General features: G+C 71.1%; 21 protein-coding genes. 8 read left to right on the top strand and 13 right to left on the bottom strand.

Annotated features, from left to right (window positions below):
• Window positions 1-3: 3 nt before the first annotated feature.
• Window positions 4-969 carry a quinone oxidoreductase family protein gene (locus ACWEN0_RS26165; protein WP_451978630.1) on the bottom strand — a complete coding sequence of 322 codons (966 nt, stop codon included), beginning with the start codon at window positions 967-969 and terminating at the stop codon, window positions 4-6.
• 59 nt (window positions 970-1028) lie between these two features.
• Here ACWEN0_RS26165 and ACWEN0_RS26170 point away from each other — a divergent pair, with 59 nt between their 5' ends.
• The 3 genes from ACWEN0_RS26170 to ACWEN0_RS26180 are packed head-to-tail and all read left to right on the top strand — an operon-like array spanning window position 1029 to window position 2067.
• Window positions 1029-1232 (top strand): hypothetical protein, encoded by a 204-nt coding sequence (locus ACWEN0_RS26170; protein ID WP_257919930.1) that lies wholly within the window; start codon window positions 1029-1031, stop codon window positions 1230-1232.
• Between the two features lie 11 nt (window positions 1233-1243).
• Entirely contained in the window at window positions 1244-1702 is a 459-nt protein-coding gene (locus tag ACWEN0_RS26175) for a ribonuclease domain-containing protein (protein ID WP_451978633.1), read from the top strand.
• Window positions 1699-2067 (top strand): barstar family protein, encoded by a 369-nt coding sequence (locus ACWEN0_RS26180; RefSeq protein WP_451978636.1) that lies wholly within the window; start codon window positions 1699-1701, stop codon window positions 2065-2067. The genes ACWEN0_RS26175 and ACWEN0_RS26180 overlap by 4 nt, the downstream gene beginning before the upstream one ends.
• Before the next feature lie 19 nt (window positions 2068-2086).
• Here the strand turns inward: ACWEN0_RS26180 and ACWEN0_RS26185 are convergent, their stop codons facing one another.
• From ACWEN0_RS26185 to ACWEN0_RS26235, 11 genes are all read right to left on the bottom strand, one after another.
• Window positions 2087-2854 (bottom strand): enoyl-CoA hydratase family protein, encoded by a 768-nt coding sequence (locus tag ACWEN0_RS26185; protein ID WP_451978639.1) that lies wholly within the window; start codon window positions 2852-2854, stop codon window positions 2087-2089.
• A gap of 37 nt (window positions 2855-2891) precedes the next feature.
• The gene (locus ACWEN0_RS26190; RefSeq protein ID WP_451978642.1) at window positions 2892-3395 is read right to left on the bottom strand and encodes a DUF3291 domain-containing protein; all 504 of its coding nucleotides are present in this window, start codon (window positions 3393-3395) and stop codon (window positions 2892-2894) included.
• 45 nt (window positions 3396-3440) lie between these two features.
• Entirely contained in the window at window positions 3441-4070 is a 630-nt protein-coding gene (locus ACWEN0_RS26195) for a cyclase (protein ID WP_451978645.1), read from the bottom strand.
• A gap of 163 nt (window positions 4071-4233) precedes the next feature.
• Window positions 4234-4971, bottom strand: coding sequence for a sirohydrochlorin chelatase (locus ACWEN0_RS26200; protein WP_451978647.1), 738 nt, complete (start codon window positions 4969-4971; stop codon window positions 4234-4236).
• Window positions 4968-6230, bottom strand: coding sequence for a sulfate adenylyltransferase subunit 1 (locus tag ACWEN0_RS26205; protein WP_451978650.1), 1263 nt, complete (start codon window positions 6228-6230; stop codon window positions 4968-4970). The genes ACWEN0_RS26200 and ACWEN0_RS26205 overlap by 4 nt, the downstream gene beginning before the upstream one ends.
• Window positions 6230-7150: a sulfate adenylyltransferase subunit CysD gene (gene cysD / locus ACWEN0_RS26210; RefSeq protein WP_451978653.1), complete on the bottom strand. Its 921-nt coding sequence runs from the start codon at window positions 7148-7150 to the stop codon at window positions 6230-6232. The genes ACWEN0_RS26205 and cysD overlap by 1 nt, the downstream gene beginning before the upstream one ends.
• 11 nt (window positions 7151-7161) lie before the next feature.
• Complete coding sequence (locus tag ACWEN0_RS26215) at window positions 7162-7857, bottom strand: phosphoadenylyl-sulfate reductase (protein ID WP_451978656.1); 696 nt, start codon at window positions 7855-7857, stop codon at window positions 7162-7164.
• Window positions 7854-8003: an Insertion element protein gene (locus ACWEN0_RS26220; RefSeq protein WP_103348823.1), complete on the bottom strand. Its 150-nt coding sequence runs from the start codon at window positions 8001-8003 to the stop codon at window positions 7854-7856. The genes ACWEN0_RS26215 and ACWEN0_RS26220 overlap by 4 nt, the downstream gene beginning before the upstream one ends.
• On the bottom strand, window positions 8000-9694 hold the full coding sequence (locus tag ACWEN0_RS26225; protein ID WP_451978659.1) for a nitrite/sulfite reductase: 1695 nt from the start codon (window positions 9692-9694) through the stop codon (window positions 8000-8002). The genes ACWEN0_RS26220 and ACWEN0_RS26225 overlap by 4 nt, the downstream gene beginning before the upstream one ends.
• A gap of 108 nt (window positions 9695-9802) precedes the next feature.
• On the bottom strand, window positions 9803-9937 hold the full coding sequence (locus ACWEN0_RS26230) for a putative leader peptide (RefSeq protein ID WP_361103927.1): 135 nt from the start codon (window positions 9935-9937) through the stop codon (window positions 9803-9805).
• 13 nt (window positions 9938-9950) lie between these two features.
• Window positions 9951-10526, bottom strand: coding sequence for a TetR/AcrR family transcriptional regulator (locus ACWEN0_RS26235; protein ID WP_451978662.1), 576 nt, complete (start codon window positions 10524-10526; stop codon window positions 9951-9953).
• A gap of 76 nt (window positions 10527-10602) precedes the next feature.
• On the opposite strand from ACWEN0_RS26235, the gene ACWEN0_RS26240 reads away from it, so the two are divergent.
• The 3 genes from ACWEN0_RS26240 (at window position 10603) to ACWEN0_RS26250 (ending at window position 13216) form a co-directional block, all read left to right on the top strand.
• Window positions 10603-11019, top strand: a complete 417-nt coding sequence (locus tag ACWEN0_RS26240; RefSeq protein WP_451978665.1) for a VOC family protein — start codon at window positions 10603-10605, stop codon at window positions 11017-11019.
• A 14-nt stretch (window positions 11020-11033) separates the two neighbouring features.
• A complete protein-coding gene (gene hemW, locus ACWEN0_RS26245) occupies window positions 11034-12233 on the top strand; it encodes a radical SAM family heme chaperone HemW (RefSeq protein ID WP_451978668.1) in 1200 nt (399 codons plus the stop codon).
• A gap of 62 nt (window positions 12234-12295) precedes the next feature.
• Window positions 12296-13216 (top strand): NADP-dependent oxidoreductase, encoded by a 921-nt coding sequence (locus ACWEN0_RS26250; protein WP_451978671.1) that lies wholly within the window; start codon window positions 12296-12298, stop codon window positions 13214-13216.
• On the opposite strand, the gene ACWEN0_RS26255 is transcribed toward ACWEN0_RS26250, so the two are convergent.
• Window positions 13213-13917 (bottom strand): TetR/AcrR family transcriptional regulator, encoded by a 705-nt coding sequence (locus tag ACWEN0_RS26255; RefSeq protein ID WP_451978674.1) that lies wholly within the window; start codon window positions 13915-13917, stop codon window positions 13213-13215. The genes ACWEN0_RS26250 and ACWEN0_RS26255 overlap by 4 nt on opposite strands.
• 82 nt (window positions 13918-13999) lie before the next feature.
• Here ACWEN0_RS26255 and ACWEN0_RS26260 point away from each other — a divergent pair, with 82 nt between their 5' ends.
• Both ACWEN0_RS26260 and ACWEN0_RS26265 read left to right on the top strand, forming a co-directional pair.
• Entirely contained in the window at window positions 14000-14416 is a 417-nt protein-coding gene (locus ACWEN0_RS26260; RefSeq protein ID WP_451978677.1) for an SgcJ/EcaC family oxidoreductase, read from the top strand.
• A complete protein-coding gene (locus ACWEN0_RS26265; RefSeq protein WP_451978680.1) occupies window positions 14413-14781 on the top strand; it encodes a hypothetical protein in 369 nt (122 codons plus the stop codon). Before ACWEN0_RS26260 ends, ACWEN0_RS26265 begins: the two co-directional genes overlap by 4 nt.
• Window positions 14782-14788 lie beyond the last annotated feature (7 nt).

Below are 14788 nucleotides of genomic sequence, written 5' to 3' on the forward strand. Positions count from 1 at the left end.
GCTCTAGCGGGTGAAGACGATCTTGCCGGCGGTGTCGCCGTCGAGCATCGCCCGGAACCCCTTGGGGGCCTCGGTGAACGGCAGCTCGGTGCCGATCTGCGGCCGGACGCCGGTCAGGTCGAGGTAGGCGAGCAGGTCCGCGAGCTCGTCGCGGGTGCCCATGGTCGACCCGGAGACGCGCAGCTGGAGGAAGAAGACGCGCTGCAGCTCGGCGTTCGCGTCGGGGCCGCTGGTCGAGCCGGAGACCACGATGATGCCGCCCGGCTTGAGCGACTTCACCGAGTGTGACCAGGTGGCCTTGCCGACCGTCTCGAACACGGCGTCGACGCGTTCGGGCAGCCGCGCGCCCGACTCGAACGTCCGGTGGGCGCCCAGGCTCGAGGCGAGGGCGCGCTTCTCCTCGGTGCGGCCGGTGACCCAGACGCGGAGCCCGGCCGCGCGGCCGAGCTGCACCAGCGCCGTCGAGACGCCGCCGGAGGCGCCCTGCACGAGCATCGTCTGGCCCGGCCGCAGCCCGGACTTGACGAAGATCATCCGGTAGGCGGTCAGCCAGGCCGTGCCCATCGTGGCGGCTTCGGCGAAGGTGAGCCCGGCGGGCTTCGGGACGACGTTGCGGGCCGGGACGATCACCTGGTCGGCGAAGGTGCCCTGGTGCTTCTCGGTGAGCAGCGTGCGCTTCGGGTCGAGCGTGTCGTCGCCCTGCCAGCCCGGCGCGTTGATCACGGAGTGGATCACGACCTCGGAGCCGTCGTCGAGGGTGCCGGCGCCGTCGCAGCCGAGGATCATCGGGAACTGGTCGGGCTTGATGCCGACGCCCCGCAGGGTCCAGAGGTCGTGCATGTTGAGGCTGGCGGCCTTGACGTGCACGCGGACCCAGCCGTCCGGCACGTCGGGTTCGGGTCGCTCGCCCACGACGAGCGAGTCCAGCGGGCTTTCGGCGTTGGGTTCCTGCGCGTACACGGCGAACATGTCAGGCAACGTACCTCCCCTGGGGCGCGGGGGCAGCAGACCGCGCGTAGGCTCACACCGTGTTCAACGGGCTTGCCGACTGGTGGGACGGGGTCGAGCTGTGGCTCGCCCAGGCGTGGTTCCCGGTCCAGTTCGTGCTGGTCATGGTGGTCGTCGTGCCGCTGTGCCTGGCCGCCGCGTGGGTGCTCGACAAGCTCGTGGGCCTGTTCGCCCGCCGGCTCACTCCGGGGCGTGACGACGACCGCTCCGACACCCCGTCCTAGGCTGGCGCACCATGTTCAACCGAAGGCGGATCACCGCCGCCCTGATCGGGCTCCTCGTGCTGGTGCTGGGGGGCTGGCTGGTCAAGGACGTCGTGAGCGGCACCTCGCCGGCGACGCCTGCTTCGAGCACCTCGGCGAGTGCGCCCGCGAAGGGGAGCGCGGCCGTGCCGGGCACCGACTCCGGGCTGCCCGTCAAGGCGTTGTCGGCTCTGCCCCCGCAGGCGTCCGACACGTGGAAGCTGATCGAAAAGGGCGGCCCGTACCCGTACCCGCGCAACGACGACGTCGTGTTCGAGAACCGCGAGAAGCGCTTGCCCGCCAAGAAGTCCGGTTACTACCACGAGTACACCGTGAAGACCCCGGGCAGCGCCGACCGCGGCGCGCGGCGGCTGATCACGGGCTCTGCGCACGAGCTGTACTACACCGGCGACCACTACGCGTCGTTCGTCGTCGTGGACCCGGCCCGATGAGCGCGTCGGAGCAGGCGAAGGCCGCCGCCGAAGAGGCCTTCGCGAGGGGCGCGTACCCGCACGTGGTGAACTCGCAGCCGACCGTGGACAAGGCGGGCACGCTGAACGCGTTCGCCGAGGCACTGTCCTTTCCGGACTACTTCGGCCACAACCTCGACGCGCTCTACGACTGCCTGACGGATCTGTCGTGGCTGCCGCCGGGGGAGCACGTGCTGATCTGGCCGGGCTCGGAAGCGCTGCGCAAGGCCGAGCCGAAGACGTACCTGGCGATCCGCAGCGTGCTTTCGGACGCGCAGCGCGCCCTCGGGCCGAGCGGCCGCAGCGCCGGCTCGTGGCGGCTCACGGTCGTGCTGCCGGACGCCTGAGCGGCGTCCGGCCGCCACGTCAGTCCTCGGGGACCCAGTTCGGCTTGCGCTTCTGGGCGAAGGCCAGGATGCCCTCCTGGCCTTCCTCACTGGCGAAGAACTTCGCCGAGAGGCCGAGCATCTCCTCGAAGCCCTCCGACGGCGTCGCGGGGCGGGGGCGGCTCAGCAGTTCCTTCGTCGCGGCCAGCGCCTTCGGGCCGCCCGCCGCGAGTGCCTTCACGAACCGGGCCACTTCGGCGTCGAGGTCGGACGTCGCCGAGTTCAGCAGGCCGATTTCGACCGCGCGCCGGGCGTCGAACGTGTCGCCCGTCAGGAACAGTTCGTGCGCCGCGCGCGGGTTCAACCGCGGCAGCACCGTCAGGGAGATGACCGCCGGGACCACGCCGATGCGGACCTCGGAGAAGGCGAACGTCGCTTCCGGCACCGCCACCGCGATGTCGCACGCCGCGACCATGCCGATGCCTCCCGCGCGGGCCGGGCCGGCCAGCCGGGCGACCACCGGCTTCGGGCTCGTCCACAGCTGCTCGAGGATCTTCGGGAACTCGTTCACGCCCTGGTCGCCCGCGCCGGCGCCGCGGGCCTCCTTGAGGTCCATCCCCGCGCAGAACACCGGGCCCGTGTGGGTCAGCACGATGACGCGGACGGCGTCGTCGGCCGCCGCCTTGCTCAGCGAGTCCGAGAGTTCGCGGCGCAGCTGGGCCGAGAGCGCGTTGCGGTTGTGCGGGGAGTCCAGGGTGATCGTGGCGGTGCCGCCCACCACGTCGTAGTGCACCAGTTCGTCAGCCATGCCGACACCCTTGCACACTCCCCGCACGCGGCCGGTGTTACGCGGGGCACAGCCAGCCGGGGTCACCCTCGCGGGCTTCCGCCACGGGCGAGAAGTGCTGCTTCAGCGTGAACGCCTCGGGCGTCGGGCCGTGGACGCGCAGGTGCTTGATCTTCTCCTCGGCCTCCGCGGTGGTCGGCCGGTGCCCGGCGGGGACCCACCACAGCACCGTCATCGCCTCGCGGACGTGGTGGAACCACTCGCGGCGGCGCTTCATGATCGCCACGTGCCCGGCTGAGTAGACGAAGGCGGCCAACGTCTCCACCGACGTCCACACGGACATGTTGACCAGGACCCCGGACGTGCCGCGGACGTCCCACTCGAAGGCGCGGACCGACGTCGCGTCGCCGTCCTCGGTCTGCAGGCGCCAGACGAAACCGGGTGCGGCGTCGGCGAGGGCGTTCACGGGTTCGAGGTTGCCGACGAAGTCGCGGAAGGACTCGTCGTCCAGCGGCGTCTTCATCCGGCTGATGTTGACCTGAGCGAGTTCGAAGTTCCCCATGCGGCCACCCTACGGGCGGAATCCCGCCCGCGGGGTGGCGCGCGGTCAGCCGATGGTCGTCGTGGTGAAGACCGGGCTGGGGTTGGGGAAGCAGGCCGTCGGCGCGGTGACGTCGCCGATGATGCTGCTCGCCACGGCCTTGAACGTCAGGCCGGGGTCGGTGTAGCTGGTGCCGGACAGCTTCGTCTCGATGGTGCCCGACTGGCCGGCGGTCAGGTGGGCGGTGATGGTCGGCAGTTCGAAGGTGGCGCCGCCGGCGATCGGGCCGGGGAAGCTCAGGGTCGCGACGCCGTTCGCGACCGCGATGGTGGGTGCGGTGCTGCCGAGGCCGGATCCGCCGGCGAGGTCCGCGCCGACGTAGGTGGAGTTGGCCGGGATCGGGAACTTCAGCGCGAAGGTGTTGATGTTCTTGACCTTGTTGCCGCTGACGTCGCTCGGCACGGTGTTCGGTGCCGGGTCGATGACGACGTCGAACGCGCCGCCGGGGGCGACCGTGGCGGGCGCGGTGACGTCCGCGTCCTGGTTCAGCGACACCTTCTGCGGTCCGACGATGGGTGCGTCGGCCTGGCAGTCGAAGGTGACCGTGGTGGCCGCCGACGCCGGGGCGGCGAGGGCGACCGGAAGGGCCGCGGCCGCGACCAGAGCGCCGAGTTTGGAAAAGTGAAGAGCTTTCATCTGTATCCACCTACCTGCGGTTTCAAGAGGGGAGGGAGAAAGCTGCGCAGCGCTTAGAGAGTTACCGGCAAGTTAAGTAGCGCGTCAAGGATTTACCGTTCCCATGCACGCGCGGTGACGCTAAATGTGAATGAAGCTCACCTTTTGGCGGTACGGGCCGGGGTCAGGCGTACTGGCGGAGCAACCCGCTCATCGCGGCGGCGTACCTGCTGATCACGACGTCGGCGACGCGCGGGTCGTCGGCCAGCGGCCCGGCGATGAACGCCTTCGGGTCCGCCTCGCGGGCCAGCCGGGCGATCCGGTCCGGCAGCAGGCCCGGCGCCAGGAACCACGACGCCACGACCAGGTGCCGCGCGCCCCGCGAACGCAGTTTCGCCACCGCCGCCGGGATGTCCGGCTGGGACGCCGAAGCGAAGGCCTCGCTCACCGGGACACCCAGGCGATCTTCCCAGCGCGCGGCCAGGGAGGCGACCACCGCGTTCGCGTCGGCGTTGGACGAGCCGACCGCGCTGACCAGCACGCCCGTGCCGCGGCGGCGTGACGCGGAAGCCAGCCGGTCCAAGGCGACGGCCTCCAGTGCCGGGTCCGCACCGAGCACCTCCGACACCCGGATGCGGAAGCCCGGGCATTCCGAGACGACCTGGTCGATCAGCGCGGGCAGGTCGACCCGGGCGTGGAACGCGCTCCCGAGCAGCAGGGGCACCACGACCGCCGACCGGTGGCCGTCCGCGTACAGCTTGCGCAGCACGTCGGTCACCAGCGGCGAAGAGAGGTCCAAAAAGGACTCGTGGACCGGAAGCCCTGGCGCCTGCGCGCGCACGACGTGGACGAGCGCCCGCACGGTCGCGGCCGAGCGGGGGTCACGACTGCCGTGCGCGACGGCGACCAGGGGCGGCGTCACGAGAAGCGCTCACCCACCAGGCCGGCGGCGAGCGTGTCGCCGTCCTTCGGGTCGATGACCAGGAACGCGCCCGTGCGCGGAATGACGCCGTAGTCGTCGACGCCCAGCTCCTCGGCCAGCCGCAGCGTGACCCGCCCGATGTCGTTCAGCTCCAGCGACGACGGTGAGTCCACACTGGACAGTGTCTGCTCGTCGAACCGCGCGTGCAGTTCGCCGGCCAGCGCCTGGACCGTGCGGGTGCCGTGCTTGACGAGCACTCGCGCGCCCGGCTTCAGCGGCTTCGACGACAGCCAGCACAGCGTGCCGGTGATCTCGTCGGTGACCTGCGGCGGCGCGTCCGCGGCGGCGATCAGGTCGCCGCGGGAGATGTCGATGTCGTCGGCCAGCACGAGGGTCACCGACGTCCCGGCGCCCGCCTCGGCGAGGGGACCGTCCGCCGTGTCGATGCGTTCGACGCGGCTGCGGATGCCTTGCGGCACCACGACGATCTCGTCGCCGGGCCGCACCGTGCCCGCCGCGATCTGGCCCGCGTAGCCGCGGTAGTCCGGGTACTCGGGCGTGCGCGGGCGGATCACGTACTGCACCGGGAACCGCAGCGCCGAGTCGTGCGGGTCCGGCGCGACCGGCACGTCCTCCAGGTGCTCCAGCAGGCTGGGGCCGGAGTACCACGGCGTGCGCTCCGAGCGCGTCGCGACGTTGTCGCCCTCCAGTGCCGACACCGGGATCGCGAGCACCGAACCCCGCTTGTACCCCAGCGAAAGCGCGTGCTCGGCGAACTCCTCGGCGATCACCGTGAAGGTCGCTTCGTCGTAGCCGACCAGGTCGATCTTGTTCACCGCCAGCACCAGCTGCGGGACGCCCAGCAGGGCCAGCACGGCCGCGTGCCGGCGGGTCTGCTCGATGACGCCCTTGCGCGCGTCGACCAGCAGCACGGCGAGCTGCGCGGTCGAAGCGCCGGTCACCGTGTTGCGCGTGTACTGCACGTGCCCGGGCGTGTCCGCCAGCACGAACGACCGCTTCGGCGTCGCGAAGTACCGGTACGCGACGTCGATGGTGATGCCCTGCTCACGCTCCGAGCGCAGGCCGTCGACGAGCAGGGAAAGGTCCGGAGTGGACAGTCCCTTGTCGACGGACGCGCGCGTGACGGCGTCGAGCTGGTCGGCGAGCACCGACTTCGTGTCGTAGAGGAGCCGGCCGACCAGGGTGGACTTGCCGTCGTCGACGCTCCCGGCAGTGGCCAGGCGCAGCAGCGAACTCATCAGAAGTACCCCTCACGCTTGCGGTCTTCCATGGCCGCTTCGGACATCCGGTCGTCGGCGCGGGTCGCGCCGCGTTCGGTGAGCCGCGAGGCCGACACCTCGGCGATGACCTCTTCGACGGTGGTCGCGGTGGACTCGATCGCGCCGGTGCACGAGCCGTCGCCGACCGTCCGGTAGCGGACCGTCAGCTCACGGACGTCTTCGCCCGGACGCGGGCCGCCCCACGGGCCCTCGGCGAGCAGCATCCCGTCGCGCAGGTAGACCTCGCGCCGGTGCGCGTAGTAGATCGACGGCAGCTCGACCTTCTCGCGGGCGATGTAGTTCCAGACGTCGGCCTCGGTCCAGTTGGACAGCGGGAAGACGCGGACCTGCTCGCCCGGGCGGTGGCGTCCGTTGTAGAGGTTCCACAGCTCGGGCCGCTGCCGCCGAGGTTCCCACTGGCCGAAAGCGTTGCGGAGGCTGAAGATCCGCTCCTTCGCGCGGGCGCGCTCCTCGTCGCGGCGGCCGCCGCCGAACACGGCGTCGAACCTGTTCTCGGAGATCGTGTCCAGCAACGGCGTGGTCTGCAGCGGGTTGCGCATGCCGTCGGCGCGCTCTTCCAGGCGGCCGTCGTCGATCCAGTCCTGGACCTTCGCCACGACCAGGCGCAGCCCGTGCTGCTCGACGACGCGGTCGCGGAACTCGATGACCTCGTCGAAGTTGTGCCCGGTGTCCACGTGCAGCAGCGGGAACGGCACCGGCGCCGGCCAGAACGCCTTGATCGCCAGGTGCAGCAGCAGCGTCGAGTCCTTGCCGCCGGAGAACAGGATCACCGGCCGGTCGAACTCGCCCGCCACTTCGCGGAAGATGTGGATGGCTTCGGATTCGAGAGCGGCCAGGTTGTCCTGTGCCGCGTCGGTAGCGGGCTCCAAGGTCGTCATGCGTCCCTTCCTCAGCCGTGCAGTCCGCACTCGGTCTTGCTCTGCCCCGCCCACCGGCCGCTGCGCGGGTCCTGTCCCGGCGCCACCTTGGCCGTGCAGGGCGCGCAGCCGATCGACAGGTAACCGATCGACACCAGCGGGTTCTCGAGGATGCCGTGCTCGCGGATGTAGCCGTTGAACTCGTCGTCGGTCCACGCCGCGATCGGGTTGATCTTGACCAGGCCGTTGCGGTCGTCCCAGGTGACGATCGGGGTGTTCGCGCGGGTGGGCGCGTCGACGCGGCGGACACCGGTGATCCACGCCGAGTAGTTCGCCAGCGTCTTGCGCAGCGGTACGACCTTGCGCAGGTTGCAGCACAGCGTCGGGTCGCGGTCGTGCAGCTTCTCGCCGTACTCCGCGTCCTGCTCGGCGACGCTCTGCTCGGCCTGCGCGTTGACGATCTTCACGTTCGGGTAGACCGCCTCGACCGCGTCGCGGGTGCCGATAGTCTCCGCGAAGTGGTAGCCGGTCTCCAGGAACAGGATGTCCACATCGGACTTCGCCTTGGTGGTGAGGTCGATCAGGACGGCGTCCTGCATGTTGGACGCGACGACGAAGTCGTCGCCGAACGTGTCGACGGTCCAGCGGATCGCCTCGTCGGCGGTGGCTTCGGCGAGCTCCTTGGAAGCGCGCTCGGCGAGGGTCTTGTAGTCGGCAGTGGCGGTCATCGGGACACCTCCGGAAGGGACAGTCCGAGGAACTTGACCGAGAAAACCCGGCGACAGGCGGAACAAAGCCAGCCGCCGTTCTCTTCCGGCCGCAGGTCCTCGTCCCCGCAGTAAGGGCAGTAGAACGGCGTCGCGCGCTCGGTCATTGCAGCGCGCTTTCCTCGGCCCGGGCGGCCCACTGCGCGAACCGCTCACCGTCTTCGCGTCCGGCGACGTAGTTGCGCACGACGCGCTCGACGTACCCGGTCAGCTCCGCGGCGGTCACCTTGTGGCCCCGCAGTTTCCGGCCGAACCCGGCGTCGAGGCCGAGCCCGCCGCCGAGGTGCACCTGGAAGCCTTCGACCTGGTTGCCGTCGGCGTCGGTGACGATCTGGCCCTTCAGCCCGATGTCCGCGGTCTGGATCCGCGCGCAGGAGTTGGGGCAGCCGTTGAGGTGCACGGTGACCGGCGTGTCGAGGCCGTCCTGGATGTCCGCGAGCGACTTCTCCAGATCGGCGACGAGCTGCTGCGCACGCGCCTTCGTCTCGACGATGGCGAGCTTGCAGAACTCCAGCCCGGTGCACGCCATCACGTTGCGCCGCCACGGCGAAGGCTTCGTCTCGAGTCCCAGCTCGGCCAGCTCCGCCTGCAGTCCGGCGACCTGCTCCTGCGGGACGTCCAGCACGACGAGCTTCTGCTGCGGGGTGAGCCGGATCCGGCCCGACCCGGCACGCTCGGCGGCCTTCGCGACGGCGACCAGCGTGCCGCCGGAGACGCGGCCGGCGATCGGCGCGGCGCCCACGTAGAACTTGCCGTCGACCTGCGGGTGCACGCCGACGTGGTCGATCGGGACGGCCGGGTCGGCCGGCGGCGGGCCGTCGATCAGCTCGCGCTTGAGGTACTCCTCCTGCAGCACCTGGCGGAACTTCTCGGCGCCCCAGTCCTTGACCAGGAACTTGATCCGGGCCCGCGAGCGCAGCCGGCGGTAGCCGTAGTCGCGGAAGATCGAGATGACGCCTTCCCAGACGTCCGGGACCTCGTCGCGCGGCACCCAGGCGCCGAGGCGCTGGCCGAGCATCGGGTTGGTGGACAGGCCGCCGCCGACCCAGAGGTCGAAGCCGGGGCCGTGCTCGGGGTGGTTCACGCCGACGAAGGCGATGTCGTGGATCTCGTGCGCCACGTCGGGCTGGCCCGAAATCGCCGTCTTGAACTTGCGCGGCAGGTTCGCGAACTCGGGCTTGCCGATGTAGCGGCGCTTGATCTCGTCGATCGCCGGGGTGCCGTCGATCACCTCGTCGGCGGCGATGCCCGCGACCGGCGAGCCGAGGATGACGCGCGGGCTGTCGCCGCAGGCCTCCATCGTCGTCATGCCGGCGTTCTCGAGCTTCGCCCAGATCTTCGGGACGTCTTCGATCTGGATCCAGTGGTACTGGATGTTCTGCCGGTCGGTGATGTCGGCGGTGTCGCGCGCGTGCGCCTGCGAGATCTCGCCGAGCACGGTGAGCTGGCCGGTGGTCAGCGCGCCGCCGTCGAGCCGGACCCGCAGCATGAAGTAGCGGTCGTCGAGCTCTTCGGGCTCCAGCGTCGCCGTGCGGCCGCCGTCGATGCCCGGCTTGCGCTGGGTGTAGAGGCCGAACCAGCGGAACCGGCCGCGCAGGTCACCGGGGTCGATGGCGTCGAACCCGCGGTGGGCGTAGATGTTCTCGATCCGCGCCCGCACGTTGAGCGGGTGGTCGTCCTTCTTGGAGCGCTCGTTCGGGTTCAGCGGCTCCCGGTAACCGAGCGCCCACTGCCCCTCACCGCGCTTCTGCTTGGCGCGCGCGGGGCGGGCGGGGGTCTGGCGCGTGGGGGTGGCCATGGCGGCGTCCTCCGAGAGGCTCTTCGTGGCAGCGGAGGAGCACCGGCTCGCGCGGGTTTCCTCCGGCGCCGGCTGTCCAGATTTCGTGGCAGGTGGTGGCGGCGGCAGTCAGCGAACGGGTACGCAGAGGGCGCTGGCGACCCGCAGGAGGTCGACGTGGCGGCGGGCCACGAGGAGAACACCGGCATGAGTCACGGCGTCAGCGTGCCACGCGTCCACAATGTGGTCCAGAGCTGCCCGCATGGTGGGAGAAGGGTCACTCGCCTGGGAGAATGCGGTCGACCAGCAGGCCCACGACCTGCGCGTCCGAGTACCCCGCGAACGCCCCGGGCAATGTCAACCGCTCGACGGTCAGGCCGGTGAGGGCCAGATAGAGCAGCAGGACCTCGTCCCGTCCGCCGGGCAGCCCGGCGGCTTCGTGGAAGCCCACGCTGACGTCGAAGCTCTCCTTCACCGTCGCGGTCAGCGCCGCCGCCAGCTCCGGACGGCGGTTCGCCTCCAGGCGCAGTTCGAGCAGCGCCAGGTACGAGCTGCGGCGCGTGGTCAGCCGCGTCACCAGGTCGCCGAGCAGGGCGGCGACCCGCCCGGTCGACGGCTCTTCGGCCCGCGGGTCGGCCATGACGTCCTCCGGCGCGGACAGCCGGACGTGCACGCGTTCCCCGGCTTCCGAGAGCAGCTGGTCGCGGCTGCGGAAGTAGTTCGACGTCGTCCCCGGCGGGACCCCGGCCTCGGTGTCCACCGCGCGGTAGGTGAGGCCGCGTGCGCCGTCGCGGGCGAGGACCTCGATGGCCGCGTCGGTCAACGTCGTCCGCCGTTCGGTGTTCTGCCGCACGAAATCCTCCTTGCCCGATTGAAACCACTACGGATAGAGTACTACGGACGCAGTGGTTTGAAGAGAGGAACTGGGAATGCAGGTCAAGGGGTTCGGGGCGGGGTACCTGGTCGACGACGTCGCCGCGACCACCCGCTTCTACCGGGACGTGGTCGGCCTGCCGGTCACGGTCGAGCTGGACTGGTTCGCCAGCATCAACGCCGGCGCGCCCGGCTACGAGATCAGCTTCGTCCGGCGCGGGCACGAGTCGCTGCCCGAGGGGTTCCGGGCGCAGCCGACGTCGGGGCTGTCCTTCGGGCTCGTGGTCGAGGACGCCGCGGCCGAGGCGAAGCGGCTCGCGGAGGCGGGCGTCGAACTGGTCGCCCCGGTCGTCGACGAGCTGTACGGGCAGCGGCACTTCTTCGTCGCCGATCCGAACGGCGTGCTGCTGGACGTCATCGAGATGATCGCGCCCGACCCCGAGTGGGCGGCGGCGAACCTCCCGGCTTCGTAAGGGACAATCGGGGGGTGCCCGATTCCCCGACCGACCTCACGCTGCCCGAAAGCGCCCTGAAGGGGCTCGGCAGCAGAGCGTTCGGGGTCTACGTGCACGTCCCGTTCTGCGCGACGCGCTGCGGGTACTGCGACTTCAACACCTACACCGCGGGCGAGCTCGACTCGGGCTCGTCGCCGCAGTCCTGGCTCGAAGGGCTGCGGCGCGAGCTGGAGTTCGCCGCGAAGGTCCTGGTCGTGCCGCCCGCCGCCGACACCGTGTTCGTCGGCGGCGGCACGCCGTCACTGCTCGGCGCCGACGGTCTCGCTTCGGTCCTCGACGCCGTCCGCGACGTCTTCGGGCTCGCCCCGGGCGCCGAGGTGACGACCGAGTCGAACCCGGAGTCGACGTCGCCGGAGTTCTTCGCCGGCATCCGCGAAGCCGGCTACACGCGCGTCTCGCTCGGGATGCAGTCGGCCGCGCCGCACGTGCTGAAGATCCTCGACCGCGTGCACACTCCGGGCCGGCCCGGGAAGGCCGCCGCCGAAGCGCGCGCGGCCGGGTTCGAGCACGTGAACCTCGACGTGATCTACGGCACGCCGGGGGAGCGGCCCGACGACCTCCTCGCGACGCTCGACGCCGTGCTCGCGGCGGGTGTCGACCACGTGTCGGCGTACGCGCTGATCGTCGAGGACGGCACGGCGCTGGCCCGCCGGGTCCGCCGCGGCGAGCTGCCCGCACCGGACGACGACGTGCTGGCCGCGGACTACGAAATGATCGACGCCGTCCTGTCGGCCGCGGGTCTGCGCTGGTACGAGGTGTCGAACTGGGCGGCGTCCGACGCCGCCCGGTGCCGGCACAACCTCGGCTACTGGCGTGGCGACGACTGGTGGGGCGCCGGGCCGGGCGCGCACAGCCACGTCGGCGGCGTCCGCTGGTGGAACGTCAAGCACCCGGCGCGCTACACCGCGCTCCTCGCGGCCGGCGACTCGCCCGCGGGCGGCCTCGAGGTGCTCACCGACGACGACCAGCACCTCGAGCGGATCATGCTCGAACTGCGCGTCGCCGAAGGGCTCCCGCTGGACGTCCTCGACGAGCCCGGCCTGGCCGAAGCCCGGGCGGCGGCGGCCGAAGGGCTGCTCGATCCGTCCGCTTTGGACACCCGCGGCCGCGCGGTGCTCACCGACCGCGGGCGGCTGCTGGCCGACGGGGTCGTCCGGCGCCTCGCGGGCTGACGGGAATTAAAACCGGGGCCCCGGTCGTTGCTTGTATCGAGCAACGACTTTGAGGAGGCCCCATGGCGCGCGCGATCAGGTTCGACGAGTACGGCGACGTGGAGGTCCTCCGGGTCGAGGACGTCCCGCGGCCGGCACCGGGACGGGGGCAGGTGCTCGTCGAGGTGCGCGCGGCCGGGATCAACCCCGGCGAGGCGGCCATCCGCCGGGGCTTCCTGCACGAGCGCTTCCCGGCGACGTTCCCGTCCGGGCAGGGCAGCGACTTCGCGGGGGTCGTGGCCGAGCTCGGCGAGGGCGTCGAGGAAATCGCCGTCGGCGACGAGGTGATCGGCTTCGTCGAGACGCGGTCCAGCCACGCGGAGTTCGTCGTGGCGGCGGCCTCGGACCTCACGCCCAAGCCCGACGGCGTCTCGTGGGAGGTCGCCGGCGGGCTGTTCGTCGCCGGCACCACCGCCTACGCCGCGGTGCGCGCGGTGTGCCCGCGCGAGGGCGAGACCGTCGTCGTCTCGGGGGCCGCGGGCGGCGTGGGGTCGCTCGCCGTGCAGCTGGCGCTGCTGTCCGGCGCGACGGTGATCGGCCTGGCCGGTCCCGCGAACCACGACTGGCTGCGCGAGCTCGGCGTGGTCCCGGTGGCCTACGGCGACGGCGTCCTCGAGCGGATCAAGGAAGCCGCCCCGGACGGCGTGCACGCGTTCGTCGACACGTTCGGCGACGGCTACGTGGATCTGGCGCTGCACCTGGGCATCCACCCCGGCCGCATCGACACGATCATCGACTTCGAGGCAGCCCGGAAGTACAACGTGAAGGCCGAAGGCAACGCGGCCGCGGCGTCCGCCGAGGTACTGCGCGAGCTGAGCCTGTTGGTGGGCAAGGGATTGCTCGAGGTCCCGGTCGCGCGCGTCTACCCGCTGGACGAGGTCCGCGAGGCCTACCGCGACCTGGAGCAGCGGCACACGCGCGGCAAGATCGTGCTGCGGCCCTAGTTCTTCGCCGCGAGGACCTTCAAGCCGGCCAGGTACGTCTCGAGCGCGAACTCGAGGCGTTCCTGCGCCGTCTCGGCGGAGAAGAACTCGCCGACGTGCAGCATGTTCGGGAACGCCTCGGGCGGCAGCGACCGCATGTACGCCACCATCTGCTCGCCGCGTTTCGCCGTCTCGGCTTCGTCGATGTCGCCCCAGGTCCAGCCGCTCGCTTCGTAGGCGTACGCCTTGGCGTACAACGCCAGCGCGTCGCCCGCGAAAGTCGCCTGCTTGAGCGTGAGGCCGCCCGCGCGCAGCAAGGCCAGCATCGCTTCGCCCTGCCGCAGCGAGCTGGGCGTGACCGGCACGGCGATGTCCCACGCGACCCGCGCGATGCCGGGGTGGGCGACCATCACCCGGATCTGGTCGCGGACCTGTTCCTTGACCTGTTCGTCCCAGCGCGCCGGGTCCGGTTCCGGCAGCACGGCTTCCGCGAGCACGGCGTCGAGCATCAGCTCCGCCAGCTCGTCCTTGTTGGCCACGTGCGCGTAGAGCGACGCGGGCCCGGTCTCCAGCGCCTGGGCGACCCGTCGCATGGTCACCGCCTCGAGCCCCTCCTTCGCCAGGATTTCCAGGGCCCTCTTCACGATCAGGCCCTGGGAGAGCGCGGGTTTCGCGGCTCGGCGGCGCGGGGCGCTGCGCCACGGCGGTGGGGGAACGGTCACGCGAACACTGTACTTGACGCGAACGCTGTTCGTAAGTAGAACTGTGTTCGTCGAACGAACGACGTTCGCGAAAGGGGATCCCATGACCACCACCACTGCCGATGCCGCCGTCCGCGCCGTGCTCGGCCGCCTCACCGAGGCCTGGAACGCCGGCGACGCCACCGCGTACGGCCGGCTCTTCACCGAGGACGCCGACTACGTGACGTTCTTCGGGATGAACTTCCCGGGCCGCGAAGCGATCGAAAGTTCGCACCGCGCGCTGTTCGAAGGGCCGCTCAAGGGCTCGAAGCTGACCGCCAGACTCGGCGAGACGGCGAAGGTGCGGTTCGTCCGCCCGGACGTCGCCGTGGTCGTCGCCGGCGGTGGCTCGTCGGTCAGCGGCGCCGACACCACCGACGAAGGTCGCGAGTCCACCGTCGGCTTCGTGCTCGTCGAGGAAGGCGGCGAATGGCTGATCACGGCGTTCCAGAACACGCGCGTCTCGGACCCGCGCGGGTGAAAGCGCTTGCGGAGGCGTCGGGGGTCGTCGCGCGGCCGCCGGACGAGGTGTTCGACCGCCTGCGGCGCATGCTGAGCGGGGGCGCGTACCCGATGCGGATGGACGTCGACCGCGAGCGGGGGTTCCTCGCGGTGCAGGGCGGCTGGTGGTACCGCGGCGAATACCGCGTCACGCCCGATCCGGCCGGTGCGCGCGTCGAACATCGCGTGGTCAACGCGGCTTCGCGGGGGCGATGGGGGGTGCCGCTGGCCAACCGGCTCTTCCTCGGGTTCCGTGCGAAGACGGCCGCCGGATTTGCCCGGGTGCTCGAAGAACTGGGGCGGCCCGATGGCCAGGAACCGGACTGGGCGCGTACGGTTGCTTAGGTAACCC

It is taken from the genome of Amycolatopsis sp. NPDC004378, from assembly GCF_053602455.1.

Bases quoted from the DNA above. Each gene is read 5' to 3' on its own strand.
- ACWEN0_RS26165 (WP_451978630.1), bottom strand. From the start codon at position 969: ATGTTCGCCGTGTACGCGCAGGAACCCAACGCCGAAAGCCCGCTGGAC.
- ACWEN0_RS26175 (WP_451978633.1), top strand. From the start codon at position 1,244: ATGTTCAACCGAAGGCGGATCACCGCCGCCCTGATCGGGCTCCTCGTG.
- ACWEN0_RS26180 (WP_451978636.1), top strand. From the start codon at position 1,699: ATGAGCGCGTCGGAGCAGGCGAAGGCCGCCGCCGAAGAGGCCTTCGCG.
- ACWEN0_RS26185 (WP_451978639.1), bottom strand. From the start codon at position 2,854: ATGGCTGACGAACTGGTGCACTACGACGTGGTGGGCGGCACCGCCACG.
- ACWEN0_RS26190 (WP_451978642.1), bottom strand. From the start codon at position 3,395: ATGGGGAACTTCGAACTCGCTCAGGTCAACATCAGCCGGATGAAGACG.
- ACWEN0_RS26195 (WP_451978645.1), bottom strand. From the start codon at position 4,070: ATGAAAGCTCTTCACTTTTCCAAACTCGGCGCTCTGGTCGCGGCCGCG.
- ACWEN0_RS26205 (WP_451978650.1), bottom strand. From the start codon at position 6,230: ATGAGTTCGCTGCTGCGCCTGGCCACTGCCGGGAGCGTCGACGACGGC.
- cysD (WP_451978653.1), bottom strand. From the start codon at position 7,150: ATGACGACCTTGGAGCCCGCTACCGACGCGGCACAGGACAACCTGGCC.
- ACWEN0_RS26215 (WP_451978656.1), bottom strand. From the start codon at position 7,857: ATGACCGCCACTGCCGACTACAAGACCCTCGCCGAGCGCGCTTCCAAG.
- ACWEN0_RS26220 (WP_103348823.1), bottom strand. From the start codon at position 8,003: ATGACCGAGCGCGCGACGCCGTTCTACTGCCCTTACTGCGGGGACGAG.
- ACWEN0_RS26225 (WP_451978659.1), bottom strand. From the start codon at position 9,694: ATGGCCACCCCCACGCGCCAGACCCCCGCCCGCCCCGCGCGCGCCAAG.
- ACWEN0_RS26230 (WP_361103927.1), bottom strand. From the start codon at position 9,937: ATGCGGGCAGCTCTGGACCACATTGTGGACGCGTGGCACGCTGACGCC.
- ACWEN0_RS26240 (WP_451978665.1), top strand. From the start codon at position 10,603: ATGCAGGTCAAGGGGTTCGGGGCGGGGTACCTGGTCGACGACGTCGCC.
- ACWEN0_RS26250 (WP_451978671.1), top strand. From the start codon at position 12,296: ATGGCGCGCGCGATCAGGTTCGACGAGTACGGCGACGTGGAGGTCCTC.
- ACWEN0_RS26260 (WP_451978677.1), top strand. From the start codon at position 14,000: ATGACCACCACCACTGCCGATGCCGCCGTCCGCGCCGTGCTCGGCCGC.